The 15,279-nt window shown below is 66.9% G+C and carries 14 protein-coding genes; 7 read left to right on the top strand and 7 right to left on the bottom strand.

Going from position 1 to position 15,279, the window contains the following annotated elements:
* Nucleotides 1-257: 257 nt before the first annotated feature.
* Both Q1V78_RS00880 and Q1V78_RS00875 read right to left on the bottom strand, forming a co-directional pair.
* Nucleotides 258-1,214, bottom strand: coding sequence for a glycosyltransferase family 2 protein (locus tag Q1V78_RS00880; RefSeq protein WP_300610590.1), 957 nt, complete (start codon nucleotides 1,212-1,214; stop codon nucleotides 258-260).
* 10 nt (nucleotides 1,215-1,224) lie between these two features.
* On the bottom strand, nucleotides 1,225-2,280 hold the full coding sequence (locus tag Q1V78_RS00875) for a sugar nucleotide-binding protein (protein ID WP_300610588.1): 1,056 nt from the start codon (nucleotides 2,278-2,280) through the stop codon (nucleotides 1,225-1,227).
* Between the two features lie 185 nt (nucleotides 2,281-2,465).
* Between Q1V78_RS00875 and Q1V78_RS00870 the strand changes: the two genes are divergently transcribed.
* Nucleotides 2,466-4,250 (top strand): LCP family protein, encoded by a 1,785-nt coding sequence (locus tag Q1V78_RS00870; protein ID WP_300610586.1) that lies wholly within the window; start codon nucleotides 2,466-2,468, stop codon nucleotides 4,248-4,250.
* Between the two features lie 203 nt (nucleotides 4,251-4,453).
* A complete protein-coding gene (locus tag Q1V78_RS00865; protein WP_300610585.1) occupies nucleotides 4,454-5,239 on the top strand; it encodes a TIGR03089 family protein in 786 nt (261 codons plus the stop codon).
* 96 nt (nucleotides 5,240-5,335) lie between these two features.
* Here Q1V78_RS00865 and Q1V78_RS00860 read toward each other — a convergent pair whose 3' ends face one another.
* From Q1V78_RS00860 to Q1V78_RS00845, 4 genes are all read right to left on the bottom strand, one after another.
* Nucleotides 5,336-6,094, bottom strand: a complete 759-nt coding sequence (locus Q1V78_RS00860) for an ABC transporter permease (protein WP_300610583.1) — start codon at nucleotides 6,092-6,094, stop codon at nucleotides 5,336-5,338.
* 66 nt (nucleotides 6,095-6,160) lie between these two features.
* Complete coding sequence (locus Q1V78_RS00855; protein ID WP_300610581.1) at nucleotides 6,161-7,132, bottom strand: ABC transporter ATP-binding protein; 972 nt, start codon at nucleotides 7,130-7,132, stop codon at nucleotides 6,161-6,163.
* Nucleotides 7,133-7,306: 174 nt separating this feature from the next.
* Nucleotides 7,307-8,104 (bottom strand): response regulator transcription factor, encoded by a 798-nt coding sequence (locus tag Q1V78_RS00850; RefSeq protein ID WP_300610701.1) that lies wholly within the window; start codon nucleotides 8,102-8,104, stop codon nucleotides 7,307-7,309.
* A gap of 99 nt (nucleotides 8,105-8,203) precedes the next feature.
* On the bottom strand, nucleotides 8,204-9,457 hold the full coding sequence (locus tag Q1V78_RS00845; protein WP_300610579.1) for a sensor histidine kinase: 1,254 nt from the start codon (nucleotides 9,455-9,457) through the stop codon (nucleotides 8,204-8,206).
* Between the two features lie 61 nt (nucleotides 9,458-9,518).
* Here Q1V78_RS00845 and Q1V78_RS00840 point away from each other — a divergent pair, with 61 nt between their 5' ends.
* From Q1V78_RS00840 to Q1V78_RS09375, 5 genes are all read left to right on the top strand, one after another.
* Nucleotides 9,519-10,595 (top strand): ABC transporter ATP-binding protein, encoded by a 1,077-nt coding sequence (locus Q1V78_RS00840; RefSeq protein WP_300610577.1) that lies wholly within the window; start codon nucleotides 9,519-9,521, stop codon nucleotides 10,593-10,595.
* A gap of 188 nt (nucleotides 10,596-10,783) precedes the next feature.
* Nucleotides 10,784-12,037, top strand: coding sequence for an ABC transporter substrate-binding protein (locus Q1V78_RS00835; RefSeq protein WP_300610575.1), 1,254 nt, complete (start codon nucleotides 10,784-10,786; stop codon nucleotides 12,035-12,037).
* Between the two features lie 307 nt (nucleotides 12,038-12,344).
* The gene (locus Q1V78_RS00830; RefSeq protein ID WP_300610699.1) at nucleotides 12,345-13,403 is read left to right on the top strand and encodes a carbohydrate ABC transporter permease; all 1,059 of its coding nucleotides are present in this window, start codon (nucleotides 12,345-12,347) and stop codon (nucleotides 13,401-13,403) included.
* Nucleotides 13,400-14,230 carry a carbohydrate ABC transporter permease gene (locus tag Q1V78_RS00825; protein WP_012359712.1) on the top strand — a complete coding sequence of 277 codons (831 nt, stop codon included), beginning with the start codon at nucleotides 13,400-13,402 and terminating at the stop codon, nucleotides 14,228-14,230. Before Q1V78_RS00830 ends, Q1V78_RS00825 begins: the two co-directional genes overlap by 4 nt.
* Nucleotides 14,231-14,242: 12 nt before the next feature.
* A complete protein-coding gene (locus tag Q1V78_RS09375; protein WP_331550926.1) occupies nucleotides 14,243-14,587 on the top strand; it encodes a hypothetical protein in 345 nt (114 codons plus the stop codon).
* 139 nt (nucleotides 14,588-14,726) lie between these two features.
* Here Q1V78_RS09375 and purE read toward each other — a convergent pair whose 3' ends face one another.
* Nucleotides 14,727-15,254 (bottom strand): 5-(carboxyamino)imidazole ribonucleotide mutase, encoded by a 528-nt coding sequence (gene purE / locus Q1V78_RS00815; protein ID WP_148791974.1) that lies wholly within the window; start codon nucleotides 15,252-15,254, stop codon nucleotides 14,727-14,729.
* Nucleotides 15,255-15,279: the final 25 nt, after the last annotated feature.

The raw sequence follows: 15,279 nt of genomic DNA, 5'->3' as shown, positions 1-15,279 counted from the left end.
AAAAACTATTAGCTTCGGCCCGGCTGGACGGCTCCCCGGCGCGCGGCGCTGAGGACGCCCAATCGTGGGGCTTGTTTCCCTAGGGACGTTAGCGCGCCCGCGGACGATAATCCCGCCTCCACGCCGGTAAGGCGAGACACTGGGGCCAATTTTCCTTCAGGCTCGATGGGCCGGGAGAAAGGCTCGGCCACGATCATGCGGGGCGCCACGACACGGCGCATCTCGGCGTGGGCGTTTCGACGCCGGTGCTTTCGGCGCTAGCCCCGGCGTTTCCGCTCGGCGAGCCGCACCGAGACCTTGGCGCGCACCGAAAGCCCCACCTTGAGCAGCAGGCGGATCGGCGCGTTCTTCGCACCCGGCAGGCGGTCGGACTGGAAGCGGTACGCGGACTCGTGGTGGGCGGGCAGCATCTTCTCCGGATGCTCGCCCGCGGCGTGCCCCTTGGCGTGGCTGATCTCCGCGGTGGGCGTGAAAATGTTCTGCCAACCCGCCCGGCCCAGGCGATCGCCCAAGTCCACGTCCTCCATGTACATGAAGTAGCGCTCGTCGAAGCCGCCGACGGACTCGAAGGCCTTCCACCGCAGCAGCAGGCAGGAGCCGGACAGCCAGCCGGCCTCGCGCTCGCGGTCCAGGTCATCGTCGTGGCGGTATTGCTTCGTCCATGGGTTGGACGGCCACACCCCGCCCAGCAGGGCGTGCCCGATGCCAGCCCCCAGGCGCGGGACGCTGCGTGCGCTCGGGTAGGCGGAGCCGTCGGCCTCGCGGATCAGTGGGCCGATCGCACCTGCGCGCGGGTGGCGGCGGGCGCATTCCAGCATCGCGTCGATGGACCCCGGGGTGAAGACGACGTCCGGGTTGGAGATGATGAGGAATTCGTCGTCGATATCGCCTGCCTCGCGCAGCACGCGCAGGTTCCGGGCGCCGAGGTTCATCGCGGAACCGTAGCCGATGTTGCCACCCGAATAGCGCAGCTCCAGGCCCAGTTCCTTCGCGGTTCCGGCCGCATCCGGGGCTGCGTCCTGAGCCCCAACTCCGGGTCCGCTGATACGTCCGCCACGGTCGGCGACGGCAGCCTCCGGCGCGCCGTCCGTCGAACCGTTGTCGACCATGACGACGTGCGCCCCCTGCGCGGCGGCAGCGGGGATGGAGTCCAGGAACTTTGTGAGGTACTCGCCGGGCGAGTACGTCACCGTAATAATCGCTATGGGTGCCACGGGGGGAACGTTACCCCAGAGCCGCCCGCAGTCCGTCCTGCCACGCTGGCAGCGGGGAAAGCCCGGCGGCCTCCCAGCACCCCGTGTCCAGGTACACCCCGATCGGGCGGCGCGCCGGGGTGGGGTACTCCGCGGTGGGGATTCGGCTCACGCGGGCCGGGTCGTGGCCGGTGGTCTCGAAGATCGCGGCGGCGAAGCCCGCCCAGGTCGTGGCCTCCCCGCTGCCGGTGGCGTGCAGCAGTCGCGGCAGCTCGGGCGTGCGCGCCTCATCCTCGCTCCCGCCCGACGACGGCGCGCTGATCTGCGAATGCTCCCCGGCCCGACGCTGGCGACACAGCTTGGTTGCCAGCTCGACGAGCCCCGCGGCGAGGTGCCCGGTAAAGGTCGGCCGGCCCCACTGGTCGTCCACCACCTTCGGGTCGACACCGCGGTCAGCCAGCCCCGCCATCGTGTCCAGGAAATCCCGTCCAGGGCCGGTGGGTCCGCTGAAGACCCAAGCGGTGCGCACCACGGTTCCGCCGGCATCCAGCACCGCGCGCTCCCCCGCCAGCTTCGTGCGGCCGTACTCATTCACCGGCGCTGGGGAATCATCCGGGGTCACCGCCCGCGGCCCGCCCGTTTCCCCGCTGAAGACGTAGTCAGTGGAGACGTGGATGAAACCCGCCCCCTGCGCGGCTGCCTCCTGCGCGAGCACGCCCGGCGCGATCCCGTTCACCCGCTCGACCGTCGTTGTATTCGCAGCTTCCTCCGCGGCGTCCACCGCCGTCCACGCAGCGGCGTTGATGACCACGACGTCGCGGCCACCGGCCTGCTCGATGGCTGCCCGCAGGGCGGTGGCGCACTCCTCGTCGCTGGCGGTCAGGTCCAGCTCGCCGCGGCCGAGAGCGACGACCGGCGCGGCGTAGTCTGCGAGCTCAACTACCAAGGCGGCGCCGAGCTGACCCCCGGCGCCCAGTACGACGATGCCGGGCACGCGGGTCCCGGGTACAACGCTGCTGGGTTCGACGCTGCCGTCAATGCCCATCGGTTGCTCGGGGCTGGCCGGGAAATTCTGTGACTGTGACATGGCGTCCAGATTACTAAGGCCCCACAGCCAGTCGGGGAGACAGAGGCCGCCCGGGCTATTGCTGCGCCCACCGCGGAGGTAGTGGGCTTGGCAGGAGAAAAGGCCTATAATTATCGGAGTTTTGTGTGCCACGAGGCCGCCCGCAACCCAGCGGATCTGCCAACCGGGAATGAGAAGAAAACCCTATGACTATGCCCCCCAATGCTGGCGACCAGCAGCCCCGCGGCTACCGCTCGCGGGCAGATCGCGCAGGCAGGGTGGATTCGGAGCCTGCAACACCGCGGCGCTCCTCCCGCCAGATCATGCCCGCCCCCGGGGATACCGCCACCCGCCAGATCGGCTCGAGGCCAGTGCGCATGGTGCTCGCAGCTGTGTCCGCGTTGGTGCTGCTGATCGGTGCCGTGGGGTACAAGGCGATCGGCCAGCTCGACGGACGACTCGCCCAAACCGGCGAGCTCTCCCTCGGCGATAACCAGGACGGCGCGACCGACATCCTCCTGGTCGGCATCGACTCCCGCACGGACGCTCAGGGCAACCCGCTGAGCCAGAAGGAGATCGACATGCTCAACGCGGGTGAGGAGGAAGCCACCAACACGGACACGATCATCCTCATCCGCGTGCCCAACGACGGTTCCGGGGCAACCGCCGTCTCCCTGCCGCGCGACACGTACGTCGCCACCCCGAACGGCAACATGAAGCTCAACGGCGTCTACGGCACCGCGAAGTTCGAGGAAGAGCAGAAAATCGCCGAGCGCCGCACCGAGCCGGTGGACGCCGAGCAGGAAAAGAGCGACGAGGAGGCCTCCAAGCAGGCCGGCCGCCAGGCACTGATCCACTCCGTCGCCGACCTGACGGGCATCACCGTGGACCACTACGCCGAGATCGGCTTGCTCGGCTTCGTCCTGCTCACCGACGCGGTCGGCGGCGTGGACGTCTGCCTGAAGGAGAAGGTCAAGGAGCCGCTCTCCGGGGCAAACTTCCCGAAGGGCCGCTCCACGCTGAAGGGCTCCCAGGCACTGAGCTTCGTCCGCCAGCGCCATGGCCTGCCCCGCGGCGACCTGGACCGCATCACCCGCCAGCAGGCCTACATGGCCTCCCTGGTCAACAAGGTGCTCTCCTCCAAGACCCTGACCGACCCCTCCGCGCTGAACCGCATCAACGACGCCGTGGAGCGCTCCGTCGTCCTGGACCAGGGCTGGGACGTCATGTCCCTGGCAACCCAGATGCAGGACCTGGCTGGCGGCAACGTCAAGTTCCAGACCATCCCCGTGACCTCCATCGACGGGGTCGGCGACATGGGCGAATCCATCGTCACCGTCGACGTCGACCAGGTCCACGAGTTCTTCAACGAACTGCTCGGCGATGATGCCCCGGAGGACGGCGGCGAGAAGGCCACCAAGGATAAGGACAAGGACGGTCCGATCGAGGACTACGACGCGGAGGACTACCGCGTGAATGTCTTCAACGCTTCCAACATCCCGGGGGCGGCCGCGAACGTCTCCGAGCTGACCCGAAACTACGGATACAAGGAGGGAGAGGTCGGAAACTCCGAGGAGACCGGCGTCTCGGAGTCCCAGGTCAACGCGAAGGATAAGAACGACCCGGCTGCCCGTGGGCTGGCCAAGCAGCTCGGCGGCCTGGAGATTGTCGAGGATCCTTCCCTGGATGACAAGGAACTCTCCGTCACCCTGGCGGGCACCTACACCGGCCCGGGCTCCGTCCCTGGCACGGCACCACTGGTCGAGCCGAATGACCCGAATGCGGGCACCCTGACCGAGGGCATGCGCGACCTGGACGGCGACGGAATCCCGGACGAGGGCACCGAATCCGGCGAGGAGGGCAACACCGTCGGACAGACGGGCAGCATCGGTGGCGACGGCAACCCGGTGGAGAACACCGAGGACCCGAAGGCCAAGCCTCCGGTCAAGGAGATCGACGCGGGCAGCGACGGCCCCATGTGCGTGAACTAAGCGCACCCGCGCGGCTGACACGCCCACTCACAGCATGACGAGCCTCGCCCATTGGGCCGGGCTCTTATTGCGTGTGGGGCCAGGTCCCCCGTGTTGTGGGACCGCCACACCGCGTTGTGGGCCCTACCGTGCCACGCATAACCCCACCACATCCCGCGCAGCCTCACGGCACCCCGCGCGTGCGGGTCTCTAGGATGGGGCGCATGGATGCTCTCTCTGCCCTTCTGACCGATCCCGCCGCCCCGCGGCTGACCACCTACACCGAGGCCGGCCGCATGGAGCTATCCGGCCAAACGCTGCAGAACTGGCAGTCCAAGGTGGCTAACCTCCTGCTCGGCCTAGGTGCGGGTCCGGGCACGCTGATCGTCTGCGACGCCGAGGCTGGCTGGCAGCCGGTGACGATCGCGGTGGGCGCGTGGCTGATCGGCGCGACCGTCGTGGACGCCCGCGGCCCCCTCCCCGACTCCCTTTCCGCCGCCGCCGGCCCGCCTGTCGCCGCGTTCACGGACTCTGTCGAGCTGGCCGAGCAGCTGGCCGACGAGGGGTTGGCCGGGCTGGATGTGGTGGATGGGTTCGGTGAACTGGGCGAGCCAATCGAGGAGGTCTTCGTCCTCTCCACCGACCCCTTCGGCCGTGGCGTGACGGAATCGGGCGGCGAGCTGCCCTTCGGCCTGAACGACTTCTCCCCCGAGTTGCGGGTTCAGCCCGATGCATTCCTGGGCACGGCCGCCCCGGCCGATGCGGGCCGGGTGCTGGCAGCCAGCGGCGGCGGGCAACTCACCGAGGGTCAGTGGCTGGCCACCGCTAGGGACGACGACGGCGCCGCGGACGGCGAGCGTCTGGTCTTCGGCCCCTGGGACAACGCAGTTGAGCTGGCGGAGACTCTGCACCCCTGGGCGGCGGGCGGGGCCGTCGTCATGAGCACGGACGCCTCCCCGGAGCGGCTCGCGGAACTCGCGGCCTCGGAAAACGCCCGCCTCGTTAACTAATAACGACGGGTACCCAGCCCGCTGACAAGCGCCGAAATGCGAAAAGCGCGTGGCCGAAGCCACGCGCCAGTATTGCCAACCCCCTGCGACGATCGCCTAGCGCACGTCCGTGCGGGAGTTGCGGAAGAAGCCCAGGATCAGCAGGACCACGACCCACACCGCCAGCACAGTCAGGTAGAACGCCGGGGTGTGCGCACCCTCCATCAAAACGCCGTCGGCCTGGAAGGTGTAGTACCGCTGGATCTCAGTGATCGTGCCCGCCGGCATCACGTCGGAAACCTTCTGCAGAACCGAGAAACGCCCGCCGCCGAGGGAAATCAGCGGCTCCACGACCAGCATCCACACCAGCGGCACACCGATGCCTGCGACACGGGAGCGCAGCAGTGCGGCCGTCCCGAGCGCCAGCAGGGTAAACGCTGCCCCGCCGATCAGCAGCGACCAGACGGTGTTGTTCTGCTCGTCCACGAATGTCGCGCCTGGCCAGATCACGATCATCAACACGGTCAGCGCCATCGCCAGCGCGAGGGTGAACAGCACGAAGAGGCTGGCGACCACGCCGCGGGCGGCCAGCCAGTTCCAGCGCGACTGCTGCGTGAGGAATGCTTGGGCGTGCATCTTCGTGCTGATTTCGCCGGCTGCGGTCGAGGCGCCGAAGATGATGCAGATCATCAGGGCGATCATGCCGCCGATGCCGACATCCGCGAAGTTCACCTTGAGGGGTGTATCTGACAGAAGGAGGTACAAAAACACCGGGCCGCCGATGGAACCGCCCAGCATGATGAAGTAGACCAACGTGCTGCGCAGGGTGAGGAGTTTAGTTGTTTCGGATTTCACTGCGTTGAGGAAGCTGCTCATGGGGTGCGCCTTCTTTCTTTATTCTGCGCTTGTGGTTTCTTCTTGAAATTCAGCTGTTGCGGTCGTCTAGCGGTGCACACCAGCCCCAGCCACCGCGCCCGTCCGGTATTCCTGAGCTTCGGACGTCGCCGCCAAGAAACGCTGCTCCAGGTTCGCCGTCTCCGCGGCCAGCTTCGTGATGAGGAAGTTCTCCTCCATCGCGGTCTGCGCCACCAACTCGCGCAGCTCCTCTTCGCTCCGCTCCTCCGGCAGGGCGATGCGCATGCTTCGGGGCCGCTGCAGCTCCACCTTCAGGCCCTTGTGCTGCAGCTTCTCGGCGAGCAGCACAGCCTCCCGGCACTCCGCGGTGACCACGGTGCCGCCGGCGAGGAACTCATCCAATGAGTACTCCCCGATCAGCTGCCCCTTGCCGATCACCACGAGGCGGTCTGCCGTCAGTTGCATCTCACTGAGCAGGTGGGAGCTGACCAGCACGCTGCGCCCCTCCGCCGCGAGTGCGCGGATGGTGTTGCGCATCCAGGTGACACCCTCGGGGTCCAGGCCGTTGACCGGCTCGTCCATGATGAGGTGCTGCGGGTCGCCGAGCAGTGCCGCCGCCAGCCCGAGGCGTTGCTTCATGCCCAGGGAGTAACCACCGGCCTTCTTCTTGCCCGCGCTGCTCAGACCCACGATGTCGAGGCACTCGTCCACGCGCTTGTCGCTGATACCCGCGCCGTGTGCCAGCACGCGCAGGTGGTTGCGGCCGGTGCGTGCCGGGGTAAACCAGGACGCATCCAGCACCGCGCCGGCGATCTGAGTCTTGTTCTTCAGCGTCGCGAAGGCCCCGTCGTAGGACTGCCCGTCGCGATACTTGCCGCTGAAGGTGACGTGCCCGGCGGTTGGCCGGTCCAGGCCGAGCATGCAGCGCATCGTGGTGGACTTGCCCGCGCCGTTCGGCCCGAGGAAGCCGGTGACCTTTCCATCCGGAACGTGGAAGCTGATGTCCTTCAGGACGTTGTTCTTTCCGTAACTCTTGCTGAGCTGTTCAACTGTGATCATGCTTCGCAGTTTCGCTCCTGCCCCCACCCCGGCACATCGGTCCGGCGGATGATTATCGCCGTTTCTGTTCTTTCATACCGGGGTATGACGTCCGGCCCTTCCGGTCATCCCCAGGGCTCACCTTGGTTCCGCTGTGTTCCCCCACCGGGCTGGCGTGCCTGCCCCGGTTGACGCTTAGTTTTCGGCGGTCAGCAGCTCTTCCGGATCCACGAGGCGGTGTTTGAGGGCGAAAAGCACGGCGTGCACCCGGTCCCGCGAGCCGGTCTTCATCAACACCCGCCCAACGTGGGTTTTCACCGTGGGCAGGGAGATGAAGAGTTTCTCCGCGATCTCCTGGTTGCTCTCCCCCATCGCGATGAGACAGAGGATCTCCCGTTCGCGCGGGGTGAGCGGGTCCACCAGCCCGAGGTCATCCTCGGCATCCGGCGTGCCCTGCCGCGTCGCCGCCGGTTCCGTGGCTGCGATGTTTCTCGGGCCATCGCGCGGCGCGAGTGCACCCGGTGGAGCCTCCGCCGGGTGGGCAGTCGCCCCGTCCGCCCGCAGGCGCTGAATGAGCTTGGCCGTCGCCGCCGGGCTGATCACGGCCGTTGATTCCCCGACGGTGCGAACCGCGTTGATGAGCTCCTCCGGGTCGGCGTCCTTGAGCAGGAAGCCGCTGGCCCCGGCGGTGACAGCGCCGAGGACGTAGTTATCACTATCGAAGGTGGTGAGAACGACCACCCGGGTCGGTTCCCCGGCAGGTCCCGTGGGGGCGAGCTCGTTGAGGATTCGGCGGGTCGCCGAGATGCCGTCCATGGTGGGCATCTGCACATCCATCAGGATCATGTCCACGGGCCGGGCCGCTGCCAGTTCGCAGGCCTCGGCCCCGTCGGCGGCCTCCCAGGCCACGGAGATATCATCCTGGCTATCCAGCACCATCGCGAAGCCGGCGCGCACGAGCTGCTGGTCATCAGCCAATCCCACGGTGATCATGCTTCTTCGCCCCTCGCCTCGTAAAAATTCTTCCTTCATGAGTGCTGCCTTCTGCAGCTGCTGCCGTCACGGTAGCACTGTGGTCACACACGCAGCCCCCTACGCACCGAGTGGGATGGTGGCCGTGACATTCCACCCGCCGGGGAAGAGCGCGCTCGACCCCCAGCTGGCCTTCCCACCGTGGATCCGCACGCGCTCTTTAATGCCGGTCAGTCCCCGGCCGCTGCCCGTCAGCTGCTCCTCGCCCGGCGCGTTATCCACCATGACGGTCAGGCGCTCGTCCTCCCACAGCAAGCGGACGCGCACCTCGGCGGGGCCCGCGTGCTTAATGACGTTGGTGAGGGATTCCTGCACCACCCGGTAGACGGTCAGCCCCTTCGCCTCGTCGAGCGGAGCTTCCTCCCCCGCGACTGCGAGGATGGCGTGGGCGCCGGAGCGGTTGGCGTCGCTGATGAGGTCCTGGATACCGGAAATGCCCGGGGTGGCGGTGACGTCCCGGTTATCCTCCGTGTGGAGGACGGAGAGCAGGCTGCGCATCTGCGTCAGCGCCTCACGCCCGCGGGTGGAGATCGTTTCGAGCGCCTCGATGGCTTTCTCCGGATCCTTGCGCCCCGCGTAACGGCCGCCATCAGCCTGCGCGATCACCACGGTCAGGGAATGCGCGACAATATCGTGCATCTCTCGGGCGATGCGGTTTCGCTCGGAGAGCGTAGCCAGTTCCGCGCGGGCGGCGAGGTTGGCGACCTCCACCTGGCGCGCATAGGCCTGCTTACCGAACTGCCAGCACAGTGCGATGGACACGAGGGCCAGCAGGCTCGCCAAGCCGATGGTCAGCCATACCTCTGGCTCGGCCAGCACCGCCTCTAGGCTGTTTTCTTCCTCAAAGATCGGGTTATTTAGCCGGTTTACGATGAACTGAAAGGTGATCGCCGCGAGGCTTCCGACCACTGCGATCGTCAGCCACATCCTCCGGCGCCGCGGCAGATGAGCTCGGATCACGTACACCTGCCAGCACACCAGCGGATACCCGAGTAACACTACAAAACCATTGGACAGCGTGGAGAGGGCCAGGCCGACCGCGATAAGCGCCACCCCCAGCTCCACGCGCCATTGCTGGGCGAGCAGGCCCGTGTAGGAGATGGCGAGACCAGCGAAAAGCATCGTCCCCTGCCACCCTCCGAGCTGGTCATAGGCGACGCCAATCTCCGGGAGGGCGAGCAGCAGGAAAAGCAGCGAAATAACGAGGAACTGCAGGCGGCGGCCGGGATCCCGCCACCACGCCGCGGTGGAGCCGAGGGTGCTGGACCCCATAGTGCTGGGAGCGAGCGCGCCGGGAACTTTGCTTTCGGGCATAGTTCGACATTCTAGGGTCGGCTGGGGCGGGGCTTCGTCGTCCTGAAGTATCATCTTCCCCATGGCCGACGTGAAATTCGATGACGTAACGATCCAGTACCCCGGCGCGGAACGACCCAGCGTGCGGGACCTCGACCTGCACATCGCCGACGGCGAGTTCCTGGTGCTCGTGGGGCCGTCCGGCTGTGGAAAGTCCACTACGCTGCGCGCGCTCGCCGGCCTGGAGGCGACGAGCGGCGGGCACATCGCCATCGGCGGCAAGGATGTCACCGGCACTGAGCCGGCCGCTCGCGACATCGCGATGGTCTTCCAGGACTACGCCCTCTACCCGCACATGACGGTGCGAGAGAACATGGGCTTTGCGCTGAAGGTCGCCAAGCGCTCGAAGTCCGAGATCGCCGAGCGGGTGGACCGCGCGGCGGAGATCCTGGGGCTGGAGGAGTTCCTGGACCGCAAGCCGAAGGACCTTTCCGGTGGCCAGCGCCAGCGCGTGGCCATGGGCCGGGCGATCGTCCGCGAGCCGCAGGTCTTCCTCATGGACGAGCCGCTGTCCAACCTGGACGCCAAGCTGCGCGTCCAGACCCGCGCGCAGATCGTGAAACTGCAGAAGAACCTGGGAGTGACCACCGTCTACGTCACCCACGACCAGGTGGAGGCGATGACGATGGGCGACCGCGTGGCCGTCCTCAACGACGGCGTGCTGCAGCAGGTGGCCAGCCCGAAGGAGCTCTACGAGAACCCGGATAACGCCTTCGTGGCCGGCTTCATCGGCTCGCCGGCGATGAACCTGCTGACCACGACCGAGCCGCTGCCGGGTTTCGATGAGACCCTGCCGGCCGGCTACGCGGGCAATGGTGGCGCTAAGGAGCTGATCGTGGGCGTGCGCCCGGAGCACCTCACCCTCGACACCGCGGGCTCGGCCAACGGCGTGCGCGGCGAGGTCAGCCTCGTCGAGGAGCTCGGCGCGGACTCCTATATCTATGCAGAGACGGACTACGGCACCCTCGTGGCCAGGGGTGGGGCAGGCGCGCAGCCCGCCATCGGGGAGACCGTGGTGATTTCCCCCGCGGCAGGCGCCCGGATCCACTTCTTCGACGCCCAGACCCAGGAGCGGGTCGGGGGTAACAGCCGGGGCTAGAATTCACCACTAGAAAGATATTCATCGTGGGATCTACCCCCCCGATTACCTAAACTTGGGGTGCAGACTTTTCAGCTTTCCCGCTGACTGACACTCATCAGCGTGCCCCACGGCGCGTTGGTGGGTCGCTTCCCTGTATCTCTCGCCGGGAACGGTCAGCCGGGAATACCTTCTAGAAAGGCTCCACTATGGCAAACCAGTACAAGAAGATGCTGGCCATCCTCGCGGCATCCGGCATGGCTCTGGCAGCCTGCTCCGACGGCGGCTCCGACGACTCCGCCAAGGGCCAGGAGGGCGCCGACGCCCGCGGCCCCATCACCTTCGCGATGGGCAAGAACGACACCGACAAGCTCCGCCCGATCATCGACGCGTGGAACGAGGAGCACCCGGACGAGCAGGTGAAGCTCCAGGAGCTCGCCGGTGAGGCCGACGCCCAGCGCGACACCCTGGTGCAGTCCCTGCAGGCGGGTCAGGATGACATCGACGTCATGGCACTGGACGTCGTCTGGACCGCGCAGTTCGCAGCCAACGGCTGGCTCGCACCGCTGGAGGGCGACCTCGAGGTCGACACCAGCAAGCTGCTGCAGCCGACCGTGGAGTCCGCAACCTACAACGACAAGCTCTACGCGCTGCCGCAGAACACCAACGCGCAGCTGCTGTACCGCAACACCGACATCGTCAAGGAGACCCCGGAGAACTGGGACGCGCTCGTCGAGAAGTGCAAGGAGGTCAAGGACCAGGACTGCCTGACCGCGACCCTGAAGCAGTACGAGGGCCTGACCGTCATGACCGACAGCTTCATGCGCGGCTGGGGCGGGGCCATCATGGACGGTGACGGCAACGTCACCGTCACCGATGAGAAGTCCCAGGAGGGCCTGCAGGCTCTCGTGGACGCCTACCAAGACAAGACCATCTCCTCCGCCTCCACCGGCGCAACCGAGGAAGAGGTCAACCTCGCCTTCACGCAGGGCCAGACCGCAATGGCCATCAACTGGCCGTACATGTACACCAACGCCGAGGAGGAGGGCTCCGCGGTGAAGGGCAAGACCGAGGTCTCCCCGCTGGTCGGTAAGGACGGCGTCGGCGTGTCCACCCTGGGTGGCTACAACAACGGCATCAACGTCAACTCCAAGCACAAGGCCACGGCCAAGGAGTTCATCGAGTTCATCATCAACGAGGAGAACCAGCGTTCCTTCGCCAAGGCATCCTTCCCGCCGGTGCTGGCAAGCATCTACGACGAGGAGGACATCCAGAAGGAGTTCCCGTACATGGAGGCCCTGAAGGTCTCCCTGGAGAACGCGAAGCCGCGCCCGGCCTCCCCGACCTACGACGCTCTGTCCAAGGCGGTGCAGGATAACTCCTACGCAGCCCTGACCCAGAAGCGCGAGGTCGACAAGGCTACCGAGGACATGAAGAAGGCCATCGAGTCCGCGCAGGACTAAGCGCCTCTTCCCCTCTCGTCGCTATGCGCGATACTCAGGCGGCCACCGCATCACCATGATGTGGTGGCCGCCTCGCCATTTCTGTCGAGGGTGGCGACTATGCTTTTTGTGCAACCCGCCCGCTGGTCTCCCCGGCGGGCCCGTCAACGGCAAAAGGAGAAAGCCTGTGAGCACCTCGCCGACATCGGCGGCACCGGCCGACCAGGCGCCTGCACCGGGTGCCGCGCCGCACGGCAGGAAGGCGAAGGCGGCACGCCCCAGCAAGCCCCGCCGCGACCTGCGCGCAGTCTGGCTCGTCGGCCCGGCCATGCTGCTGCTGGCCCTGGTCATCGGCTACCCGATCCTGCGGGCTATCTATCTTTCCTTCCAGGCCAACCGGCACCTCGACCCAGACACGGGCATGTTCGTGGAGGGTGGCTTCGCGGGCTTCGACCACTACCTCACATGGATTGCCCAGCGCTGCATGAGCCCGAACGGCACCGTGGTGGAGTGCACCTCCGGCATGCTGCCGACGGACTTCTACCCCGCGCTCGGCATCACCCTGTTCTTCGTGGTGGTCACCGTCAGCCTGGAGACCCTGCTGGGCCTATGGATGGCACTGGTGATGAACCGCAGCTTCCTCGGCCGCGGCCTGCTGCGCGCCGCCGTGCTCGTGCCCTGGGCGATCCCCACCGCCGTGACGGCGAAGCTCTGGCAGTTCATCTTCGCCGACCAGGGCATCATCAACTCCCTGCTCGGCACCCAGATCCACTGGACCACCGACCCTTGGGCCGCCCGCTTCGCGGTGATCATCGCGGACGTGTGGAAGACCGCACCCTTCATGGCGCTGCTGATCCTCGCCGGCCTGCAGATGATCCCGCAGGGTGTCTACGAGGCCGCGCGCGTGGACGGCGCCTCCAAGTGGCAGCAGTTCACCCAGATCACCCTGCCGTTGGTCCGCCCGGCGCTGATGGTCGCGGTGCTCTTCCGCACCCTGGACGCGCTGCGCATGTACGACCTGCCGGTCATCATGATCTCCGAGTCCTCCAACTCCCCCACCGCCGTGATCAGCCAGCTGGTGATTACGGATACCAAGCAGGGCAACTACAACTCCGCCTCCGCCCTGTCCACCCTCATCTTCCTGCTGATCTTCGGGGTGGCCTACGTGATGGTGAGGTTCCTGGGCGCCGATATCGGGGGGACCCAGGAGACGGGTAGCAAGCCAAAGAAGTCTCTGCTGAGCAGGCTGCGCGGCGGGAGCGTCGCCACGAAGAAGAAGGACGGTAAGGCTGAGGCCGACCGCGGCGACGTCCCCGACAAGGGCAACGCAACGAGCGCCAAGAGCGCGAACACCGTGGATACCGCAGCGACGGGAGGACAGCGATGAAGAAGGCAACCCAGACTCTGCGTAACTACCTCGCCGTCATCGTGATCCTGGCGTGGGGGCTCGCGCCGTTCTACTGGATGGTGGTCACCGCGCTGCGCGACAAGCGCTACACCTTCTCCACCAACCCGCTGCCCAGCCACCTCACGCTGGAGAACTTCCGCGACGCGCTGGCCACTGACGCGGGCAATAACTTCCTCCGGGCGATCGGCAACTCGCTACTCATCGGTGCCGCGACCACCGCGATTGCGCTCACGGTGGGCGTGTTCACCGCCTACGCGCTGGCCCGCGTGGACTTCCGCGGCAAGGGGCTGGTCACGGGCATTATCCTGGCGGCCTCGATGTTCCCGGGTATCGCGCTGGTCACCCCGCTGTTCCAGCTCTTCTCGAAGATCGAGTGGATCGGCACCTACCAGGCGATGATCATCCCGAATATCTCCTTCGTGCTGCCACTGACGGTGTACACGCTGACCAGCTTCTTCCGCGAGCTGCCCTGGAAGCTGGAGGAGGCCGCCCGCGTGGACGGCGCCTCCCGTGGCCTGGCTTTCCGCAAGGTCATTCTTCCGCTGGCCACGCCCGCTCTGTTTACGACGGCCATCCTGGCGTTCATCGCGACCTGGAACGAGTTCATGCTCGCCAAGCAGCTGTCCACCCCTGCGGTGGAGCCGGTAACGGTGGCGATCGCCCGCTTCTCCGGGGCCTCGGCCTACGAGTTCCCGTACGCGGCGACGATGGCTGCTGGTGCGCTGGTGACGGTGCCGCTGGTCGTGATGGTGCTGGTCTTCCAGCGCCGCATCGTCTCCGGGCTCACCGCCGGTGGCGTGAAGTAGGGGTGGTTGATCGTGTCGAAGCCTGAGGATGCGGCGCGGGACGCGCGCAAGGATCGGCCAGTCGGCGGGGCTGCCAGCGGGCTGGACGAGCGCACCGGTGGATCGGACGAGCGCGCCGCTGGAGCTGCCCGGAGTGGCGCACCAACCGGCGATGTGGACCCGGAAGGCCAGCGCAAGAAGCTGGTCTGGGAGTCCGCCCTGGGCTTCGTGGGCTTCTTCACCCTGCTGGCCGGGGTGCAGGCAGTGTGGAATGTATTCCAGCCCGAGCCCTCCCCCTGGCCCGGAGTGTTCTTCGCGGTCCTGCTGCTGCTGAGCTGGCTCGTGTGGCGTGGCTACCGCCGCTACCGGGAGTACTAGAGCCGAGCTCACGCAGGACAACGATCGCCCCTGGCGGTGATGGAAAACATAAAAGCGCCCCGAGGGGCGCTTTTTCTTTGGCTTTGCCGGGCGGCGCGGCCCGGCAGCCGCATTGCCCGGTAGCTGCGGCGGTTGGTAACTACTCGCCGAGGAGCTTGCGCTTGAGGGCGGCGTCCTTCTCCATGACGCTATCGCGCATATCCTCCTGGTACTTCACCATGCGCGCCATGAGCTCCGGGTCAGCCACCGCGAGCATGCGGACGGCCAGCAGGCCGGCGTTCTTCGCACCATCGATGGAGACGGTGGCGGTCGGAACGCCCGCCGGCATCTGCACGATGGAGAGCAGGGAGTCCAGGCCGTCGAGGTTCTTCAGGGCACGTGGGATGCCGATGACCGGCAGCGGCGTGGCTGCGGAGACCATGCCCGGCAGGTGCGCGGCACCACCAGCGCAGGCGATGATGACCTTCACGCCGTTCTTGTGCGCCTCGCGGGCGTAGTCAAGCATGCGCTCCGGGGTGCGGTGCGCGGAGACCACGCCAATTTCCATCGGGATGCCGAACTCCGCCAGCACCTCGGCGGCGGGCTCGACGGTCGGCCAGTCGGAATCGGAGCCCATGATCAGGCCGACCTGTGGGCCGGTGGGGGCAGAGTTCTTGTTATCAGTCATGTTGTGTGCCTCCTGGGGCTGATCG

The organism is Corynebacterium sp., from assembly GCF_030152825.1.
Taxonomy (GTDB): Bacteria; Actinomycetota; Actinomycetes; order Mycobacteriales; family Mycobacteriaceae; genus Corynebacterium.
This window is presented reverse-complemented; position numbering and strand designations above follow the sequence as displayed.

Coding starts and splice junctions, on each gene's coding strand:
- Q1V78_RS00870 (WP_300610586.1), top strand. CDS start 2,466: ATGACTATGCCCCCCAATGCTGGCGACCAGCAGCCCCGCGGCTACCGC.
- purE (WP_148791974.1), bottom strand. CDS start 15,254: ATGACTGATAACAAGAACTCTGCCCCCACCGGCCCACAGGTCGGCCTG.
- Q1V78_RS00855 (WP_300610581.1), bottom strand. CDS start 7,132: ATGATCACAGTTGAACAGCTCAGCAAGAGTTACGGAAAGAACAACGTC.
- Q1V78_RS00835 (WP_300610575.1), top strand. CDS start 10,784: ATGGCAAACCAGTACAAGAAGATGCTGGCCATCCTCGCGGCATCCGGC.
- Q1V78_RS00875 (WP_300610588.1), bottom strand. CDS start 2,280: ATGTCACAGTCACAGAATTTCCCGGCCAGCCCCGAGCAACCGATGGGC.
- Q1V78_RS00845 (WP_300610579.1), bottom strand. CDS start 9,457: ATGCCCGAAAGCAAAGTTCCCGGCGCGCTCGCTCCCAGCACTATGGGG.
- Q1V78_RS00850 (WP_300610701.1), bottom strand. CDS start 8,104: ATGATCACCGTGGGATTGGCTGATGACCAGCAGCTCGTGCGCGCCGGC.
- Q1V78_RS00860 (WP_300610583.1), bottom strand. CDS start 6,094: ATGAGCAGCTTCCTCAACGCAGTGAAATCCGAAACAACTAAACTCCTC.
- Q1V78_RS00865 (WP_300610585.1), top strand. CDS start 4,454: ATGGATGCTCTCTCTGCCCTTCTGACCGATCCCGCCGCCCCGCGGCTG.
- Q1V78_RS00825 (WP_012359712.1), top strand. CDS start 13,400: ATGAAGAAGGCAACCCAGACTCTGCGTAACTACCTCGCCGTCATCGTG.
- Q1V78_RS00830 (WP_300610699.1), top strand. CDS start 12,345: ATGCTGCTGCTGGCCCTGGTCATCGGCTACCCGATCCTGCGGGCTATC.
- Q1V78_RS00840 (WP_300610577.1), top strand. CDS start 9,519: ATGGCCGACGTGAAATTCGATGACGTAACGATCCAGTACCCCGGCGCG.